This window comes from Psychrobacter sp. AOP30-A2-5, from assembly GCF_052378115.1.
Classification (GTDB): domain Bacteria; phylum Pseudomonadota; class Gammaproteobacteria; order Pseudomonadales; family Moraxellaceae; genus Psychrobacter.
This window is the reverse complement of the sequence record NZ_JBQSXK010000016.1, coordinates 25,533-44,124: the sequence shown is the minus strand read 5'-3', so window position 1 is coordinate 44,124 and position 18,592 is coordinate 25,533. Positions and strand designations below refer to the sequence as shown.

Genomic DNA, 18,592 nt, shown 5'->3' with positions numbered 1-18,592 from the left:
TTATTATATAGATAATTTCGCTTGTGTCAATATCTTTTTTTATTAAAATCAAATTATTTTTTGCTTTAATAAAACAGAAGATTATTAACGCTTTTATATCGCGTCACTACTCTACTAAAAACCGAATAAATGGAGGTGAAGGAGGGATTCGAACCCTCGATACGCGCAAACGTATGGTTCCTTAGCAGGGAACTGGTTTCAGCCACTCACCCACTTCACCAAACGACGTAAGACTTTTTAAGTTCTAAAAAATAGTATTATTGCTGATAATACGTCTTATCCCGTGGGCGATTATTATAGCAAAGCCAAAACGAATTGCAAGCACTGTCTACAAATTTAATGCAGTTTTTATCATATTTATTTATTTATGGGGTTTCATAGCCTCTTGAGCAGCTCAAATATCAATAAAAACCAGTAAAAACGATGTTTAAGTTAGTCAGCACGCTCTGGGTTGTTGTTAATTGATGGATTAATGGATGGATTGTCTATGTATCATCTCTCACCTACTATGGCTTTTTTAGCAGTGGGTGTCTATAGTATTTGTTACTCATTGTAGATTACGTCAAAGGAATTTTTATGCGACCAGTGGTACTGTGTTTTTCAGGATTAGACCCCTCAGGCGGCGCTGGATTACAAGCGGATATAGAAGCCATCGGTCAAGCAGGTGCGCATGCTGCCATTGCTTGTACAGCTATTACCATACAAAACTCGCAGCAAGTCTTTGGTTTTGAAGCTTGTGCAGCAAATTTGGTAAAGGATCAGGCCACCGCAGTGCTCGATGATTTGCCTGTTGCAGTTATTAAGTCAGGTATGTTGGGTACGACTGATAATATCGCTATGCTGACTCAGTTTTTTGCCGAGCGCCTTATCACCGCTGATACGCCATTTGTATTAGATCCCGTATTGGTTGCCAATAGTGGTGGCAGTTTGGGCGATGAAAAGACGCTCGTTAGCGCATTTAGGGAACTGTTACCATACGCGACCCTCATCACACCGAATACTCATGAGCTACGCGCATTAAGCGGTGAGCAAGACTTACATATTGGCGCGCAAAAACTATGCGCCCAAGGCACCTATGCTGTATTGGTAAAGACCTCACACGACTTTGATAGTGGCGATATAGAGCAGTATTTGTACATAAAGGGTGAGATGGTACATAAAAGCACCTTGCCGCGCTTAACGGGCGAGTTTCATGGCTCTGGCTGTTCACTTGCCAGCTTTATCGCTGGGCGCTTAGCAATGGGTGATGCGCTTATCGATGCAGTAAGAGCAGCAGACAGCTGGATTACCCAGACGCTGCGAGCCGCTGATGCACCGCACCCTAATAATGAGCAAGCCCAATTAATACCCAATCGTTTTATAGACTTTCAGCATAACCTCTAAATAATTAATAAAAAAAGGGCGCTCTATATCTCATAGAACGCCCTTTTTTAGATAGCTATTGGTAATTTTAGATAGCGGCTTTCAAGTGACCATTAATCCAGCTCAACCCAACATCGGCATGAAGCTCGCGGCAAAGCCACCAATAAACATCTCAAGCAAAATAAAAGCAATGAAGGCGACCATTGGTGATAAATCAATCATACCCAAGTTTGGTGTGATTCGACGAAATGGTGCCAAGATTGGCTCCGCTAGATTGACAATGATACCAATAATCGGATGCTGAGATTGGGTAAATACCACAATCCAGCTGACAATGATGGAACCAATGACGAGATAGCGACACATACGTAAAAAGTCTAATACCAAGCTGATAGTACCAGTAAAAAATAACGGTACAGGAGCGATACCTTTATGTGTCAGTGCTGCTTTTCCAGAGATATCGATCAAACGAATCAAAAACATCAGGACGATAGCCGCAATACTGATACGCCCTTGCCCAACGGTTGGAAAAATACGCCCAAACACGTCGACAATGTGCGTCGCTTTATAAGCAGGCGCAATCATGGGGTTGCTGGCATCCATCCCTGCAAATTGCAGCATAAAGCGAATAAACACCAACATCATGGCGAAGGTGGTGACCAAATCAAAGATTTGAAATAACATGTTGTTCATGAAGTGCTACTCAATGTGACATTATTAACAGGTTTTGGGATGACGACTGTCATTGCTAGGTGCTTGGTATTGGTGCTTAGTATTACAGCTCAGGCGCGTCATTCGCTTTTAGCAAATAACGCGCCTGATATATGGATGATTATTTACTCATCTCTTCACTCAAGGCTTGGCTACGGTCATAGCAAGCCTGCATAGCCTCAACGATTTGACCACCGATATCATTGGCTTGCATGGACTCAACGGCGGCTTGGGTTGTCCCATTTGGCGAGGTGACCTTGCGACGCAATTCAGCAGGTGCATCTTCACTATTCATCGCCATTTTTGCCGCGCCTAGCATGGTTTGCATAGCGAGCGCTGAAGCCTGCTCTTTATCCAAACCTAAAGCCACTGCCCCGTCAATCATGGATTCAATGAAGTAAAACATATACGCTGGTGCTGACCCTGATACGGCGGTTACCGCATGCATGTGTTCTTCATTATCCACCCACATGACCAATCCTGATGCTTCCATCACCGCCGTTGCTAACTGCTTTTGTTCAGCAGAAATATTATCAGTACCGTACAGACCCGTTGCGCCCATTTGAATCATTGCAGGGGTATTTGGCATCGCACGGACGATATTGTCATAGCCACCCAACATGTCAGATAAAAGCTCAGTCGACAAACCTGCTGCCACTGAAATCACCAGCTGCTTGTCTAAGATATCCGCAAAGCTACTGACTACCGCTTTCATCACTTGCGGTTTGACCGCCAGCACCACAATGTCAGCATCGATAACGGCAGCTTTTGCATCAGCAGTTGGATCAACCGTGTTCAATCCTTTAGCAGCCAATTGCTCGCGCGCTTCACTGCTAGGATCAGCAACGGTAATTAAACTCGGTTTGACACCGCAGCTGACAAGCCCGCTAATCAAAGCCTGCGCCATATTTCCGCCACCGATAAAGCTGATTTTCTTATTATCTAATACTGACATACATGTCTCCTATTCAAAAATCCAAAGGTATTCAAACTAACATAATGATAGGTAAAATGACACTCAGTTTACCATACTGCTACTGGCATCGTTTGATAAATTGACGGCATCTAACCCGGTTGTAAGCTCCGTTGAACCACTTAATTGCCATGGACTATTGCTCAACCAAACGGTTAAATTAACAAGGGCATTATATAAAATCAGTGACGGAGAGTAATATGTTTTTCATTCGTAAAGCTAACCCAAAGGATTATGCAAACATTGCTAACATTCACTTCAAAAGTTGGCATGCCGCCTATTTAGATTTGCTACCAGCGTCCTATATCAATGATAAAAACAACTTATGTAATAAAACAAAAATGTGGCAGGAGTTAATAGCGCATCCTGATGTTATTGTCTGGATAGCATATGATGCTCATAATAATAATTTGGGGTTTATTGGCTACTTCATTAATAATAAAAATTATGAAATTACCACGTTGTATGTTTTGCCCGACTATCAAGGATTGGGTATAGGCACTCAATTAATGACAGTATCATTACAAGCCCTTTTAGAATCTCATATCCATGCCCATTTTTATTTATGGGTATTAGAAAATAATGTGGCTGCTATTGATTTCTATCAAAAATTTGGCTTTGTAGGTAATGGCGAAAAGAGTGAAGAATGCTACAAAAGCACGCAAATAATAAATATCAAAATGGTTAGAAAACTTGATGACCTGATACCCTGATACCCTGATACCCTGATACCCTGATACCCTGATACCCTGATACCCTGATACCCTGATACCCTGATGACTTGATGACTTGATGACTTGATGACTTGATGACCTAGATAACCTGACCTCATTAAAGGTTTAAGTTATAAATATTAAAAAGCGTTATTGATGCTTAGACTGTTTCTAATAGCACTATTTCTCATAACATTGCTTCTAATAGCACTGTCTAAAACGCCAATATTTTCTGTCGTGTCTGTTAGCGATCTACTCGTCCCTAGTATCCAGCTCTCAAAAGGTGAAACCAGTAATAATGGACACTCTTTATCCTGCTGTACGGATACGGCACTGACCACCACCAAACTCTCGCGCAACCATACAGGTACACCAAGCGTTTGATATAGTTTCTTGCCCGCTTGTGGACGTGATGCCAATGCAGTTTGCACACGCTGCTGACGACCTAATGGTGCAAAGGTAATCTCAAACCTCTCATCATCTTGATCGCTGTCTAATAGCTCTGCTAAGGCATTTGGCATCATTTGCACTTGCCAAATAAAGTTATTATCCCTGCGTAAGGTAACCGATACAGGCTGGGCAGCCGCTGAATCAGAATCAGCTACCACAAGATTAGATAAGGGTTGAATCTGTTTGGTAAGCGGCAATGCTAACCACTTGCTCCACTCACTGCTTAAACGATAAAGCTGCTGACGGTAGCGGCAAATCGTATAGGACTGCTTACGAGCTTGCCAAAAAAGCGCCGTTTGGTGATCAGCATCTCCACGTTGGCTTAGCATAAATACATCATCGACCAGCTGCTTAGCAGGCGGTAACGGTTCATCTTGACCGAGCCAATGATGCAATAGTTGCCGCTGACGATAAATGGGTAATGCTTGTAGCTTGTCTATACTTAGCACACGCTGGGCAGACGATAGCTGTAATGATGCTACCTCTATCTGCTGTAAATCTTCTGCCGCTTGTGCATTGATTATTAATTGGGCATCACGCAATAGCTGTGCGCTACGGGCGATATTGTCAATGACATTAGAATTATAGGTCGCCAATACTGGCATGATGTCGAGGCGTAGCCCACTACGTACATTATCGCCAGCATCATTGGTTGGGTCATCGATATAAGGGAGCTTTAGGCGCTGAGCGTAATTGCTGATATTGCCGCGTTTGACCATCAGCCAAGGTCGCCATAATGCCATACGCTGTGCGCCCTGCGTTTGGATACGCCACGGCTGCATACCCGACAGACCATTCACCCCAGCGCCTTGTATCAGCCGCATCAGCACCGTCTCTGCTTGGTCATCGGCATGATGTGCTAAGAGCAATACATCATCTTGATTGAGTTGCGCTCGCATGACATCATAACGAGCTTGCCTTGCGGCTTGCTCATCATGACCATTCACTTGCGCACGTAAAATCCGACACGGTATCTGCTGCACTGCTGCCCAATGAGCGACATGCATCGCCCAAGTGTCACTATCTGCTTGCAAACCATGGTTGACATGCAGCAATTGCGGCAAAAATGGCAACTTACCTTGGCGATAGAGCTGCAAACACAGCGCAGCCAATGCTAATGAATCACGACCACCACTACACGCCAGCCAAAGCCGTCGACCGTGCAGCTGTTCACCATATTCAACCATACTGCTCAATAATGCTTGTGCCAGATCGGCATCGACAGGCAAGTCTGCGATTGGCTTCATAGGATGCGGGAGGATTGCACTGCTGGTCATAATCAGCCTTATTTATTTAGCATGCATACATGAATTGACATATAAATGAATCAGCTTATACGTCAGCTACGACATCAGTTACAGCGTCAGTTAGCACCTATATTAACAGCCACAAAAAAACGCGCCATAAAATGACACGTTTTTATTTTAGCATTAAGACTGAGTCTCTAATACAAAAAGCTTTGTGTCCATGAATAGAGGCTTTGTAACAGAGGTGTCATAGCGACCAATTAAGCAGGCAACATCACTTCTGAATTAAAGGTTTTCAGCTTCTCATAACGTAGCTCACAACGCGCGTGTGCGTCTAAATCTTTAATCTCATCTAACTGCTCAGCAATAAGTGCTTTCAAGGCAATCATGACTGGTTGCGGCTTGATATGTGCGCCTTCACCTTCTTCAATGACGGCATCAATCAGCCCCATCTGATATAAATTAATCGCATTTAATTTCAAGGCTTCACTAGCGTCTTGTGCTTTTTCAGCTGTTTTCCACAGGATAGAGGCACAGCCTTCCGGAGAGATAACCGAATAAATACTATTTTGTAGCATATTGACTTTGTCACCAACACCAATTGCCAACGCCCCACCTGAGCCGCCTTCACCGATGATAGTCACGATAATAGGCACTTTTAGGCTAGAAAAAACGGCGATACTTTCGGCAATGGCTTGCGCTTGTCCGCGCTCTTCAGCACCGATACCCGGATAAGCGCCTTGGGTATCGACAAAGGTCATCACAGGAATATTAAAGCGCTCAGCCATTTTGACCAAACGAATCACTTTGCGGTACCCTTCAGGATTGGCCATGCCAAAGTTATGGGCAATACGCTCACGGGTACTGCGACCGCGATGTTGACCAATCACCATCACAGGCTGACCATCAAAACGTGCCAGACCACCAAGAATGGCTTTGTCATCGGCAAAAGCACGGTCACCGTGCAGCTCATCGAATTCGGTAAACAGCTGATTAACATAGTCCATAAATAATGGACGCTTGGCGTGCCGTGCAAGCTGCACACTATCCCAGACAGTGCTCATAGACGCTTCCCTTTAATAATTATACTTAATGTATTTATGTTTAAGAATAATATCGTTATCGATTTTCAGATAATGAAAGTACAGTTGTAAACTCAATAGAAGCTATAGTAGCACATCTTAAATGGCATGACATTACTGACAAAGCCGCTTTTGTTACGTTAATCTATAGCATACTCATTACAATAGTAACGGCATCATGTTGATCGTCAGTGCAAAGCAGCGCTGCCTAGCCCTCAACCACGCTCAGCGTCACGCCCCATTTGGCAAACTGCTCAATCTCAGTATGCAAATCGGGCAATAAGAAAGCATAATGCTCACTGTTATCGGCAACGGTGATTTGCCAGCAATGATCATCCATGGCTTGTAACTGTAATTCTGGTAATTCATGATCGCTGCGGCTGTGATGCGCCAGTACAGCCAAACGTAGCAGCAGACAAAGATAAACGAGCTGATTACCACCGATAGTACAGGTCTGCTCTAACATATCGGCCTTGAGCTTACGACGATGATTGAGCATCAGCTGTGCCATACGCTTTTGATCGACTTGCGAGAATCCTGGAATATCAGAATACTCAAGCAAATACGCGCTGTGCTTATGATAACTACTATGACTGATGGCCAATCCTATCTCATGCAAGAAAGCCGCACGTCTGAGTAAATCACAATCATCGTTGGTAAGGGCAAGCTGACTCTTCACTTGCTCAAATAAATGACGACTGGTTTTCACCACTTGTTTGGCTTGTTTTTTGTCCCCCGAATAACGCTTAATCAGCGCCAGCACACTGCGGTCACGAACATCTTCGCTAGCAAAGCGTCCAAGCATGTCGTACATCACACCTTCACGTAATGCACCATCTGAGTAAGTAATGGTATCTACACCCAGCACTTTCATGACTGCACGCAGTACCGCAACGCCTGCTGGGAAGACGGCTTTGCGATGTTCCTTAACGCCTTCTAAATCGATGTCATCGACATTGCCAATTTTAAGCAACAGTTTCTCTAACTTTTTGACACCTTTATAAGTGATGCGCTCTTGCTCATCAGCCCAGCCCTTAGATACCAGCACATTACGTACTGCTTTAATCGTCCCACTTGAGCCAACCACACTACTCCAGCCCAATTTTTGATAACGACCCTGAATCGCTAACACTTCTTTGCGAGCGGCTGATATCGCATTATTAAAGGCTTCTTTCGTGATTTGACCATCGGCAAAGTACTTCTGGGTAAAGGCGACACAGCCCATCTGCAAACTCTCGGTCAATAGCGGATCGAACTCTTGACCAATGATAAACTCTGTCGAACCGCCACCAATATCGATGACCAAACGCTTGTCACTACTGGCATTGGTGTGTGAGACGCCCAAATAAATCAAGCGCGCCTCTTCTCGTCCCGCGATAATCTCAATGGGTTTCGGCAATATTTTATTGGCACGGGCAATAAAGTCATTGGCATTTTTGGCTTGGCGTAAAGCGTTGGTCGCGACCACGCGAATGCGTTCGGGTGGTACTGAATCCAAACGCGCCACAAATCGGCTCAAACAGTCGAGACCTCGCTGTGCAGCTGCCGCACTTAAGATATTATTTTCGTCCAAGCCTGCAGCAAGCTGGACTTTTTCAGACATAGAAACGACTTTTCGCACCTCACCATGGTCAAGACGCGCAATGGCCAGATGAAAACTATTGGAACCGATATCAATGGCTGCCATCATTTCATCATCAGCAAGCGGCGGATTTGTAAGGTAGTCAATAGGCATAAGAGGAATCGTTACCGTGTTGGATAAAAGGGAGAGGATATGGGTTAAAAATCAGACGATTGAGTCATATAAACATCGTAGCTGCACCAAATAGTGCCATTTACGCAAAGCGGCTTACGTATTTGACGTAATTTTCGCCATTAAAGCATTTATGCCAAACACTGGCAAGTGACCCAAATGCTAATTAAGCAGCAAGCGCATCATCAACAAAATAACAAATGCGCCATAAACATCCATTGCTTGTATTAAGGATAGCGTTTTGCTACATTAAAAACGACCAATATTATAATAAATAACAGTTACTTAATGACCGCCTAGCCGTTTTAGTAAAACAGAAAGCCCCCTAATGACTCGCCCTAATGTCTATACTCAATAAACGATTGGCAAGGAAGCTAAACAAATGAATCAAACGACCACACAAAATACTACCAAAAACGCCGATGCTCAAGCGATCAGCAATACTAAAAAAAACATGATGACAACCGTCAGCCCAACAAAGCAAAAATTTTATGACTTCTATTTAGCTGAACATCAAAACATGGCTTGCCGCCGCTTACATTTTGCTGGTAGTAGCTTTGGCTTATTGGGACTCGCAAAGTCGGTCAAAACCGCTTCGCCAAAACCATTACTTAAAGGCATCGCTGCTGGATATGCTTGCGCTTGGGTCGGTCATTTTTTCTTTGAAAAAAACAAACCGGCTTCTTTTAAATTCCCGCTAAAAAGCTTTGCTAGCGACTTTCGTATGTACAGTGATGTCCTACGCGGTAGACTCAGCTTAAAAGACCGTAAATTTGATAAAATCGGACGATAATAACTCGCCACTAGCCCAACTAACGTAAAGACTTACGTAATATTTTTCCTACTGCAGTTTTGGGTAATTCATCTATAAACTCGTATGACTGCGGGCGTTTATAACCTGTTAAACGCTCGCTTGCGAAGCTTTGTAGCTCTTCTACCGTTAGGCTAAACTCCTTTTTAACCACAAACGCTTTGGGTACCTCTCCGCTGTGCTCATCTGCAATACCAACCACCGCGACTTCAAGTACTTTCGGATGCTCTGTCAATGCCGCTTCCACTTCGTTTGGATAGACGTTAAATCCTGAAACCAGTATCATGTCTTTTTTGCGATCCACCAGCGTCAAAAATCCATGTTCATCTAGCACACCAATATCACCTGATTTAAAGTAGCCATCCTTTGTAAAAGTATCTTCATTGTCTCGTTGCCAGTAACCACGCATGACCTGCGGGCCTTTAATACAAACCTCGCCCCGTGTACCTATTGCACAAGTTGCACCCTGTTCATCAATGATTTTAATATCCATCATCGCAAGTGGCAGACCAACGCTACCGTTGAAACGATCTATACCAGGTGGATTAAAAGAGATAACTGGTGCAGTTTCGGACATGCCGTAACCTTCATTGATAATCATACCAGTGACTTGTTGCCACTGATCAGATACGGCTTTGATGATGGCGGTGCCGCCACCTATAGATAGTGCCAAGCGACTAAAATCAAGGTTGGCAAACTTTGGATGATGCAGCATACCAATAAATAAGGTATTAACCGAAGGAATAACATGCGGACGATGCTGCTCGATGGTATTTACTAGTCCATCGATATCACGCGGATTGGTGACCAGTATGTCTTCCCAGCCGCCATAGATGCCTAGTAAGCCGCAAACGGTAAATGAGAATATATGATAGAGCGGCAACGGATTGAGTATTTTGATCTGCTCGCTACGACCTGCTTCAATCGCATGACCAAACATCGCATAACACTGACAGACATTAGCCATGACATTGTAATGCGTGAGCATCGCACCTTTTGGCTTGCCAGTCGTGCCACCCGTATATTGCAATAAAGCTAAATCTTCACGCTCGATAGTAACAGGCAGATATTGCTCAGCGTGGTATGCACTCATAATATGGGCAAAGCTTATATTATGCTCTGAGATATTGTTTGCAGCATTATCGGCTGTGGTTTGGTTGGTTTGATTGAATTGACGAGTAGTATCGGTCGACGGTTCAAGTTGGGTAAGCAAAGCAATATCGTTATCAGCAGGTGCAGCATTCGGATTGACGGAACAATATACGACGAATGACAGTTGCGCTTTGACTGCATCATCTAACTGATCGTAAGCAGAGGTCATACCATCGAGGACAATCAGCACACTAGCTTGAGCATCCGTCAGCTGATGCGCCAATTCATAATGGGTATACATCGGATTGATATTCACCAATACCGCGCCTGCTCGCAGACAACCAAGTAACACCACGGCATACTGCAATATATTGGGTAACTGCACAGCGACACGGTCGCCTTTATTGATTCCTTGTGCTTGTACAAAAGCAGCAAAACGGCGGCTGGCAATATCCAATTGTGCAAAGGTAAGGGTGGCGGGCCCCATACTAAAAGCTACAGAATCACTATGCTGATCTATCTTGGGTTGCAATAAATCTAGCAGGTTGTGCTTGTCCTCTAATACATCTAAATTATTTCTTATTCCATATTTCTCATATGAGGCTTGCCATAACGGTGGCGTATTACTGCTAGGCATATTATTAGTGCTTGTAGTCATCAGTTGGCGTCCTTGCTCAATTGTCTTGATTCATCTCAGAATACCATAATTTATCGTTTATTTTGCAATCGCCCAAAGAAGGAATTGTCTTAGTCTTAGTTTTTTAATTTATGCAGTCATCGTCAGAAAATCTTTATCTTTTATAGTGAAAATCACAAAAGGATAAATATTGGGCACAAAAAAACCAGCATGATCTCTCATACTGGCTCTTATAAGTACATACATTTTAAACAGGTCTTAAATAAACAAGGTCCTGAATAAACAGTTACGCTTTTGCCATTTCTGCAAAAATCTCGTCAGCAGCTTTAATCGACGCATCAATATCTTCATTGCTGTGTTTAATTGACATAAAGCCTGCTTCATAAGCAGACGGTGCCAGATAAATTCCGCGATCGAGCATGCCATGGAAGAACGTGTTAAACACCGTCATATCGCACTCTGTCACGTCATCGAAGTTCTTTGGCGTGTCAGTTTCATTGTCTTTTACAAAGAACATGCCAAACATGCCGCCCAATTTATTGGTACGCATGTTGATGCCGTGTTTGTCAGCCGCCGCTTGAAAACCCTCTACCAGACGATCAACTTTCGCTGCCAACTCATCATAAAAGCCACCTACGGTTAAGTCTTCAAACATCGCGATACCAGCACGCATAGCCAGTGGATTACCTGACAATGTGCCGGCTTGGTAGACGCCGCCGAGTGGCGCAATGCAAGACATCACTTCTTTTTTACCACCGAAAGCACCAACTGGCAAACCTGCACCGATGATTTTACCAAAGCACGTCAAATCAGGATCAATGCCGAAATGCGCTTGTGCGCCGCCCAGACCGACACGGAAACCCGTCATCACTTCATCAAAGATCAGCACTGAACCGTTGGCAGTACATTCTGCACGCAAGGTATCATGGAATTCTTGGGTTGGAATGACCATATTCATGTTGCCAGCGATCGGCTCTAAGATAACGCAGGCGACTTCTTCGCCCCATTTCTCAAAGCAATCTTTAATCGCTTGCGGATCATTATAAGGAATGGTAATGGTGTGCTTAGCAAAATCCGCTGGCACACCTTTTGAGGTTGGCTCACCAATATCAAGCATGCCCGAACCTGCTTTTACTAACAGGCTATCTGAATGACCATGATAACAGCCTTCAAATTTAATGATTTTGTCACGTTGCGTATAGCCACGAGCCAAACGAATCGCACTCATGGTCGCTTCTGTACCTGAGCTGGTCATGCGAATCATCTCAACGCTTGGGACAATTTCGCAAATTTTATCGGCAACAGTCGTTTCAAACGGCGTTGGTGTACCAAAACTTAAACCATCATCAGCTGCTTTTTTGACCGCATCGATTACTTTAGGGTGTGCGTGTCCCAAAATCATCGGCCCCCAAGAGCCGACATAATCGATATACGCATTGTCTTCGGTATCATAAATTTTGCTACCGTTAGCACGGTGCATAAAAATAGGCGTGCCACCAACACCAGCAAAGGCACGGACGGGCGAGTTTACGCCGCCAGGAATATGTTTGCGGGCTTGCGCAAATAGTTGTTCGTTTTTAGTGCTCATAATTATTCTCTACTTATTATTTCTTTAATATTGGTTCTGTCTTATTTTATTAAAAATAACCTTGCGGCTTGTTGTTAATGCTTAGCAGATTTTTAAAGCACATTTAATAATTTATGCTTTTTTAACAACAGATGATTTAAGCTTCATTGGCCCAAAGCCATCAAGTTTACAGTCAATATCATGACCATCAGAGGCATCGGGCAGCAGGCGAATACCTTTTGCTTTGGTACCAACTTTAATAACAATCGATGAGCCTTTGACTTTTAAGTCTTTAATCACGGTGACGGTATCGCCATCTTGCAGCTCATTACCGACCGCGTCACGAATGACCGCGTCTTGCTCTTCAGCTTGCGCCGCATCGGTTTCAGCCGCAGTCCATTCATGAGCACACATAGGACATACCAGTAACGCACCATCTTCGTACGTATATTCAGCATCGCATTTTGGGCAATTGGGTAAGCTCATAATTTCCTCGTCAGCCGTGATAAATTGGGTGTATTCTAGAGCTAACATTGTACCGTAACTCGCCAGCTTTAACCAATCGCTTCGCTTGTAAATGCTGTGCTGTGACTAATTGCTAGATTCGCTCATGTCTTACAGCGGACGTTTTTTATCACACAGTGTTTTGTGGTACTCTGCTTTAACTAAATTTGGTTTGATGACCATGTATCTTTAGATGGTAAAACCTCAATATTTACTTTAGCAATTACTTTAATAACTCAGTGTTCACCACAATATCTGAGGCTATGGCTACTGATAACGATAGCTACTTATGAATAGGATAATAATAATGACTCAATCAAACGTATCGACCCTCCCATCAACATTGCCACAATTTGTTCAACTAACGATTCAAGGTGAAGATGCAGAAAAATTCTTGCAGGGTCAGCTAACCTCTGATGTCACCAAGCTCGGACTCAGTTATCAAGCAACGGCGCTTAGCAATTTAAAAGGTCGTATTGATTTTGGTCTTTGGATAAAAAAACAAGCCGAAAAGCATTATGATGTGGTTATCAGTGCCGATTGTGCTGAGGCTTTTCAAGCCCATTTAAAAAAGTTCGGTGCCTTTTCAAAATTTGACACCAGTACGCCCGCGCCCATTTATCCTTGCGTGCTTGATGACGTGCCAACCTTTAGCCATCAAGAAGACCACAATACGCCAACCGATACCCAAGCGTGGATGCAAGCGAGTCTTGCCATTGGCAACTATTGGATAGTTGCTGCAACCCAAGGTCTGTTTCAGCCACAAGAGCTGCGTCTGCATCAGCGCGGCGGTATGGACTATGATAAAGGCTGCTATCTTGGTCAAGAAGTGATTGCCCGTATTTATTTTAAGGCAGCGCCAAAAGCGTTTTTACATTATGTCAGCGGCGCAGGTGACGTGCCAGCAGCCGGTGACAAGCTAGAAAAAATTCATGTGGTTAATGCGATTGCCGATGACACTATTAATACTAATGGTTTTAAAGCATTGGTCGTTGCCCGTCCAGAGCATTTAGCCGATAGTGAGCTTACGATATTAGACTTACCGCCAGCGCTGCAAGCCGATGTTGCGCGCCAAAAATAGTACGACATGATGAGTGACGCGTAATAAGCAGCACTCTTCAAAACATTTTTACTGAAAAAGCAGCAGAGTAATCTATGACCCATATTGCGGTACTCGGAGCGGGCGTGGTGGGCGTGACCACCGCATGGTACCTTCGCCAAGCAGGCTACGATGTGACCGTCATTGAGCGTGAGCCAGCGGCCGGTATGCAGACCTCATTTGCCAATGGTGGGCAAATATCTGTCTCGCACGCAACCCCTTGGGCCAATCCGAGCACACCAATGAAAGCGCTTAAATGGTTGTTTCGTGAAGATGCACCGCTGCTCTACCGCTTGCGAGCTGATAAAGCGCAGTTGAAATGGGCAATGCAGTTTTTACAAGAATGCCGCGCAGAACGAGCCGATGCCAATTTGGTACAGATGGTGCGTTTGGGCTTGTACTCACGCGAAGCATTGCAGCAGCTGCGTGCTGATATTGGTATTGATTACGAGCAGCAAACGCGCGGTATCATGCATTTTTATACCAATCAAGCGGAATTTGATGCCGCCATTGCGCCAACGGAGCGCATGCAAGAGTTAGGCTGTGAGCGTCATGTCATCGATATCAATAATGCCGTTAACTTAGAGCCTGCGCTTTACCCTATTGCTCATAAGCTAAAAGGTGCTACTTATACCAGCCGTGATGAATCGGGTAATGCCCATTTATTTACCCAGCGCTTAGCCGAGCGCTGCATCGAGGCTGGCGTGAAGTTTTTATACGATACCGAGATTGTGGCTTTAAACACTGACGCCCATTCTGCTCGCCCGCATATCCATAGTATTACCATTAAACCCAAGGGCGAAAACGCGCAAACCTTTAGTGCAGACAGCCATGTACTAGCCCTCGGTAGTTATAGTGTGTCATTACTAAGACCTTTAGAAATACATGGGCCGATATTTCCAGCCAAAGGCTACTCGGCCACTTATCAAATCAACCCTCGCGCCCCGCATCTGGCACCCTTTGTCAGTCTCATTGATGATGAGTTTAAGCTGGTGACATCACGCCTTGGCGACAAATTACGCGTCGCTGGAACGGCAGAATTTAACGGCTACAATTTGGATTTAAATAGCACCCGCTGTGCAGCCATTACCCGCCGTGTGCAGCAGTTGTTTCCCAAAGGTATCATTGCCAATTCTGTGCAATATTGGACAGGGCTACGTCCGATGACACCTTCTAATGTGCCGTTAATTGGGCGTGCGCATAGGGGTCAAGTCCGTCATGGCAGTCATAACGTGGATGCTAGTTTTGATAATTTATGGCTTAATACGGGTCATGGTACGCTTGGTTGGACCCATGCTTGCGGTTCGGCAAAGGCGATCAGTTTATTAATACAGGGTGAGACACCGCCAGTCTATTTTGATTTTGTTGGCTTAGGAACGTAAGAATAAGAAATGTAAAAATTAGAAACGTAAAAAAGGCGCTACCAATATAAGTCAGCGCCTTTTTTCTTTATATGAAAGACTTTTATTCTAGAACTATTTTATGCAGCGCTCCCTGATTCCATATCGAAATCAACGTCAGAATCAGCCATCTCCAAATCAACCACTTCTGGCGCGATTGCTTCCAATTGTACTGGTACACCATTGACTGCCGCATTGCCACTTAGCTGATCAATTAAGGTATCGTCTGTCAAATCATTGACACTGACGCCCGCATGCGCTTGAGCGATTTTCTGTTTTACCCCTTTACGGCCATGACCCCACCCATGAGGGATACTCACGACATTTGGCATCAGCTCATCCGTCACTTCTGCTACGATCGTCACACTACCCACACGCGACGTTACTTTTACGTTTTGACCATCCTCAATACCGTACTCTTTCGCCGTTTCAGGATGCAGCATCAAAGTACAGCGCGGCTTACCTTTTACCAAACGATAGCTGTTGTGTAGCCACGAATTATTGCTGCGTACATGACGACGACCAATCAATAGAATTTGCTTGTCATCATAGTCCTGCATTATCTCCTGCACCCGCTCTAAATCTGCTTGATAAAAATCAACATTAAGATGAATCTGCTTGTCTTTGTGTTTTAACGCTTGTGGCAGCATGGTTTTGAGCGATCCCAAATCAATTCCATGTGGATTTTTCTTCAATTGCTTTAGATTGAGACCCTTATAAGGCCCACGTTTTAGACCTTGATTAAGCACAAACTTCGGACCCAAAACTTTTATTATTAGGCGTTCAACTTTGGTTGCAAGGGCGGCTTTTTTATCCAAGCGTTTCGCCAGCTCTAAGTAAATTTGCCAGTCATGCTTGGCGCTTCTTTGCTTAGCAAACAATGCCTCTGAATATTTGGCGACGTTATGGACGGCAAAATTGTTAAAGGTGACGTCATAATGATCGCGCTCTAGTGGTGATACCGGCGGCAAAATGATATGCGCATGACGGCTGGTTTCTGTGACAAAGTAGTCAATAGCGACCATAAAGTCTAAGCTGGCAAAAGCCGTATCTAACTTTTCACCATTTGGCGTGCTGAGTACAGGGTTGCCCGCGACAGTCATAAAGCCTTTTAACTGCCCTACCCCTTCTACCAACATCTCATCCGCCATTGCCACGACGGGATAATCACCATTAAAATCAGGCAAGTTACTCACGCGGCTATGGCGCTTACCTAAATAACCTGGGCCTGAGTTATTGACCACGTCGACCGCAGGATTGGGGAACATCAGACCACCCACTTCATCCAAACGACCTGTGACAATATTAATCAGCATAATGAGATACTGGCTTAATAAGCCAAATTCTTGCACCGAGACGCCCATGCGCCCATAACAGACCGAGCTTTCGGCTTCACAAAACTCTTTGACCAGTCGTTTAATCTCTTTTGCCGCAATGCCAGTAATATCAGCGACGGACTCGGCGCTATAGTCTTTTGCAAAGTCTGCAATGCGTGCAATCTCTGGCACGAGCGCCGCCGCTCTATTATTTTTAACACGTGCCTTATCCGCATACCCTTGGAGATAAATTTCATTGAGCATGGCAAGCAAGAGCAAAACATCAGTCGCTGGACGAATAAAGTGATGCTCGCTAGCAATGTCGGCGGTTTCGGTGCGCCTTGGGTCGATGACCACTACTTTGCCATCACGCTCTTTGATATCTTTTAGTTTTTGACGCATATTTGGCGCGGTCATAATACTGCCGTTAGACGCTAGCGGATTGCCACCAATGATGAGCATATATTGGGTACGATTGACGTCGGGCACAGGGATGCGCAGCATATGCCCGAACAGATGCATGCTAACAATGTGATGCGGTAACTGGTCGATGGAAGTCGCAGAAAAGCGACTGCGCGTCTTGATACTGGTTAATAGATGCTTAATGGTTAACATGCCGCCCAAATTATGGACATTAGGATTGCCTAAATAAATACCGAAAGCGTTTTGACCATGTTTTTTCTGTACCGACTGAATACCAGCTGCCATCTTATCTAACGCCTCAGCCCAGCCAATCTCTTTCCAACCGTTAGCCGTTCTCTCAACGGGATGACGCAGGCGATCACTGTCTTCATGCAAGTCTTGCAAAGCAGTCGCTTTTGGACAAATATAACCCTTGGAGAATGGGTCGTTTTTATCGCCTTTAATCGATAGCACTTTCTCACCATCGTGCTGGATGACGATACCGCACATCGCTTCGCATAAATTGCAGGTTCTAAAATGTGTTTGCTCATTCGTTTTGGTTTGTTCACTAGCCATGGTCGCGCTCCCTGTTATTTTTTACTATCGCTTTCACTATCTAAATTCCGTTTTATAAGTTTTATAAATTTACTCATCTTAAAAAGATTGAGCGTTAGTCAAAGCTAAATATAACGCAACATTGATAAGCTCAATAACTAACCTTCCACTCTGTGCTTATCTTTAGCGAAAAAACTGCTAAAAAGTCCATCAAAGTTTTTGCACAATATCTCAATGGCTTGCTGCCTTGAATAACGCTGTTGATGACAGCCAAATATCAATTCATGTACTTGGGCGGCAGCGATATCGACACAGAGATGAACGTCAGATTCGTCAAAAGAGCACTCGGCTGACTGCAATCCCTCTATAAATATCTTAGTCCACTCCTCTCTTATCTCTATGATTAGACTTCCCAACCCGTTACGTTCTATGTTTGAATCAAAGCGCAGACTGTCTTCGAGCAAACGTTGAAATAAAGTGATGTTTTGAAAGGCGGCATCAAAAATCAATGTTAGGCATTCCTGACAACGCTCATTGAAATCCTCTTTAGACAGCGTTGGATAGTCTTTAAGCATATCTACCCACGCCATGCGCATTGGTGATAAATAGTTGCCTTTAAGTTGCTCGCCTAACACCTGCTGCAACGCATCTAAACTATCAAAATGATTATAAAAACTTGGCTGAGCAATACCTGCACCTTTCGCGATTTTATTCATGCTCATACCAAGAGCGCCCTCTACGCTATACAGCTGCAAGGCACTTTTTAGTAACGTATGACGCGTTTTCGCCTTTGCCAGCTCGCGTTTTGTTTCCGGTTTTTTAGCACTTACGCTGTTAAGTACATTCACTATCAATCTGCCCCAACTTAATCTATAAAACAATTGTTATTTCAACTATAAGGCTATAGCCATTTAAACA

The 18,592-nt window shown here is 44.2% G+C and carries 15 protein-coding genes and 1 tRNA gene; 5 read left to right on the top strand and 11 right to left on the bottom strand.

Annotated features, from left to right (window positions below):
- Window positions 1-130: 130 nt before the first annotated feature.
- Window positions 131-220, bottom strand: a tRNA-Ser gene (locus ACT3S4_RS11195).
- Window positions 221-576: 356 nt separating this feature from the next.
- On the opposite strand from ACT3S4_RS11195, the gene ACT3S4_RS11190 reads away from it, so the two are divergent.
- A complete protein-coding gene (locus ACT3S4_RS11190; protein ID WP_087814727.1) occupies window positions 577-1,383 on the top strand; it encodes a hydroxymethylpyrimidine/phosphomethylpyrimidine kinase in 807 nt (268 codons plus the stop codon).
- Between the two features lie 102 nt (window positions 1,384-1,485).
- On the opposite strand, the gene ACT3S4_RS11185 is transcribed toward ACT3S4_RS11190, so the two are convergent.
- A complete protein-coding gene (locus ACT3S4_RS11185) occupies window positions 1,486-2,055 on the bottom strand; it encodes a YggT family protein (RefSeq protein WP_060490268.1) in 570 nt (189 codons plus the stop codon).
- Window positions 2,056-2,194: 139 nt separating this feature from the next.
- Window positions 2,195-3,028, bottom strand: coding sequence for a pyrroline-5-carboxylate reductase (gene proC / locus ACT3S4_RS11180; protein WP_087814729.1), 834 nt, complete (start codon window positions 3,026-3,028; stop codon window positions 2,195-2,197).
- 218 nt (window positions 3,029-3,246) lie between these two features.
- On the opposite strand from proC, the gene ACT3S4_RS11175 reads away from it, so the two are divergent.
- Window positions 3,247-3,759, top strand: a complete 513-nt coding sequence (locus tag ACT3S4_RS11175; protein ID WP_444761071.1) for a GNAT family N-acetyltransferase — start codon at window positions 3,247-3,249, stop codon at window positions 3,757-3,759.
- A 140-nt stretch (window positions 3,760-3,899) separates the two neighbouring features.
- On the opposite strand, the gene tilS is transcribed toward ACT3S4_RS11175, so the two are convergent.
- From tilS to ppx, 3 genes are all read right to left on the bottom strand, one after another.
- Window positions 3,900-5,486 carry a tRNA lysidine(34) synthetase TilS gene (gene tilS, locus ACT3S4_RS11170; protein WP_444761070.1) on the bottom strand — a complete coding sequence of 529 codons (1,587 nt, stop codon included), beginning with the start codon at window positions 5,484-5,486 and terminating at the stop codon, window positions 3,900-3,902.
- A gap of 230 nt (window positions 5,487-5,716) precedes the next feature.
- The gene (locus tag ACT3S4_RS11165) at window positions 5,717-6,520 is read right to left on the bottom strand and encodes an acetyl-CoA carboxylase carboxyltransferase subunit alpha (protein WP_055123593.1); all 804 of its coding nucleotides are present in this window, start codon (window positions 6,518-6,520) and stop codon (window positions 5,717-5,719) included.
- Between the two features lie 226 nt (window positions 6,521-6,746).
- A complete protein-coding gene (gene ppx, locus ACT3S4_RS11160) occupies window positions 6,747-8,273 on the bottom strand; it encodes an exopolyphosphatase (RefSeq protein WP_087814735.1) in 1,527 nt (508 codons plus the stop codon).
- Between the two features lie 472 nt (window positions 8,274-8,745).
- On the opposite strand from ppx, the gene ACT3S4_RS11155 reads away from it, so the two are divergent.
- Window positions 8,746-9,084, top strand: a complete 339-nt coding sequence (locus ACT3S4_RS11155) for a DUF962 domain-containing protein (RefSeq protein ID WP_227676045.1) — start codon at window positions 8,746-8,748, stop codon at window positions 9,082-9,084.
- 19 nt (window positions 9,085-9,103) lie between these two features.
- Here the strand turns inward: ACT3S4_RS11155 and ACT3S4_RS11150 are convergent, their stop codons facing one another.
- The 3 genes from ACT3S4_RS11150 to ACT3S4_RS11140 all read right to left on the bottom strand — a co-directional run bounded on the left by ACT3S4_RS11150 (window position 9,104) and on the right by ACT3S4_RS11140 (window position 12,884).
- Complete coding sequence (locus ACT3S4_RS11150) at window positions 9,104-10,852, bottom strand: AMP-binding protein (RefSeq protein ID WP_444761069.1); 1,749 nt, start codon at window positions 10,850-10,852, stop codon at window positions 9,104-9,106.
- Between the two features lie 265 nt (window positions 10,853-11,117).
- Window positions 11,118-12,419 (bottom strand): glutamate-1-semialdehyde 2,1-aminomutase, encoded by a 1,302-nt coding sequence (gene hemL, locus ACT3S4_RS11145; RefSeq protein WP_444761068.1) that lies wholly within the window; start codon window positions 12,417-12,419, stop codon window positions 11,118-11,120.
- Between the two features lie 111 nt (window positions 12,420-12,530).
- Complete coding sequence (locus ACT3S4_RS11140; RefSeq protein WP_055123598.1) at window positions 12,531-12,884, bottom strand: zinc ribbon domain-containing protein YjdM; 354 nt, start codon at window positions 12,882-12,884, stop codon at window positions 12,531-12,533.
- 325 nt (window positions 12,885-13,209) lie between these two features.
- Between ACT3S4_RS11140 and ygfZ the strand changes: the two genes are divergently transcribed.
- Together ygfZ and ACT3S4_RS11130 are read left to right on the top strand one after the other, a co-directional pair.
- Entirely contained in the window at window positions 13,210-13,983 is a 774-nt protein-coding gene (gene ygfZ / locus ACT3S4_RS11135) for a CAF17-like 4Fe-4S cluster assembly/insertion protein YgfZ (RefSeq protein WP_444761067.1), read from the top strand.
- 74 nt (window positions 13,984-14,057) lie between these two features.
- Window positions 14,058-15,383 carry a D-amino acid dehydrogenase gene (locus ACT3S4_RS11130; RefSeq protein WP_444761066.1) on the top strand — a complete coding sequence of 442 codons (1,326 nt, stop codon included), beginning with the start codon at window positions 14,058-14,060 and terminating at the stop codon, window positions 15,381-15,383.
- Window positions 15,384-15,481: 98 nt separating this feature from the next.
- On the opposite strand, the gene ACT3S4_RS11125 is transcribed toward ACT3S4_RS11130, so the two are convergent.
- Both ACT3S4_RS11125 and ACT3S4_RS11120 read right to left on the bottom strand, forming a co-directional pair.
- Window positions 15,482-17,695, bottom strand: a complete 2,214-nt coding sequence (locus ACT3S4_RS11125) for a molybdopterin oxidoreductase family protein (RefSeq protein WP_444761065.1) — start codon at window positions 17,693-17,695, stop codon at window positions 15,482-15,484.
- A 137-nt stretch (window positions 17,696-17,832) separates the two neighbouring features.
- Entirely contained in the window at window positions 17,833-18,522 is a 690-nt protein-coding gene (locus tag ACT3S4_RS11120) for a TetR/AcrR family transcriptional regulator (protein WP_444761064.1), read from the bottom strand.
- Window positions 18,523-18,592 lie beyond the last annotated feature (70 nt).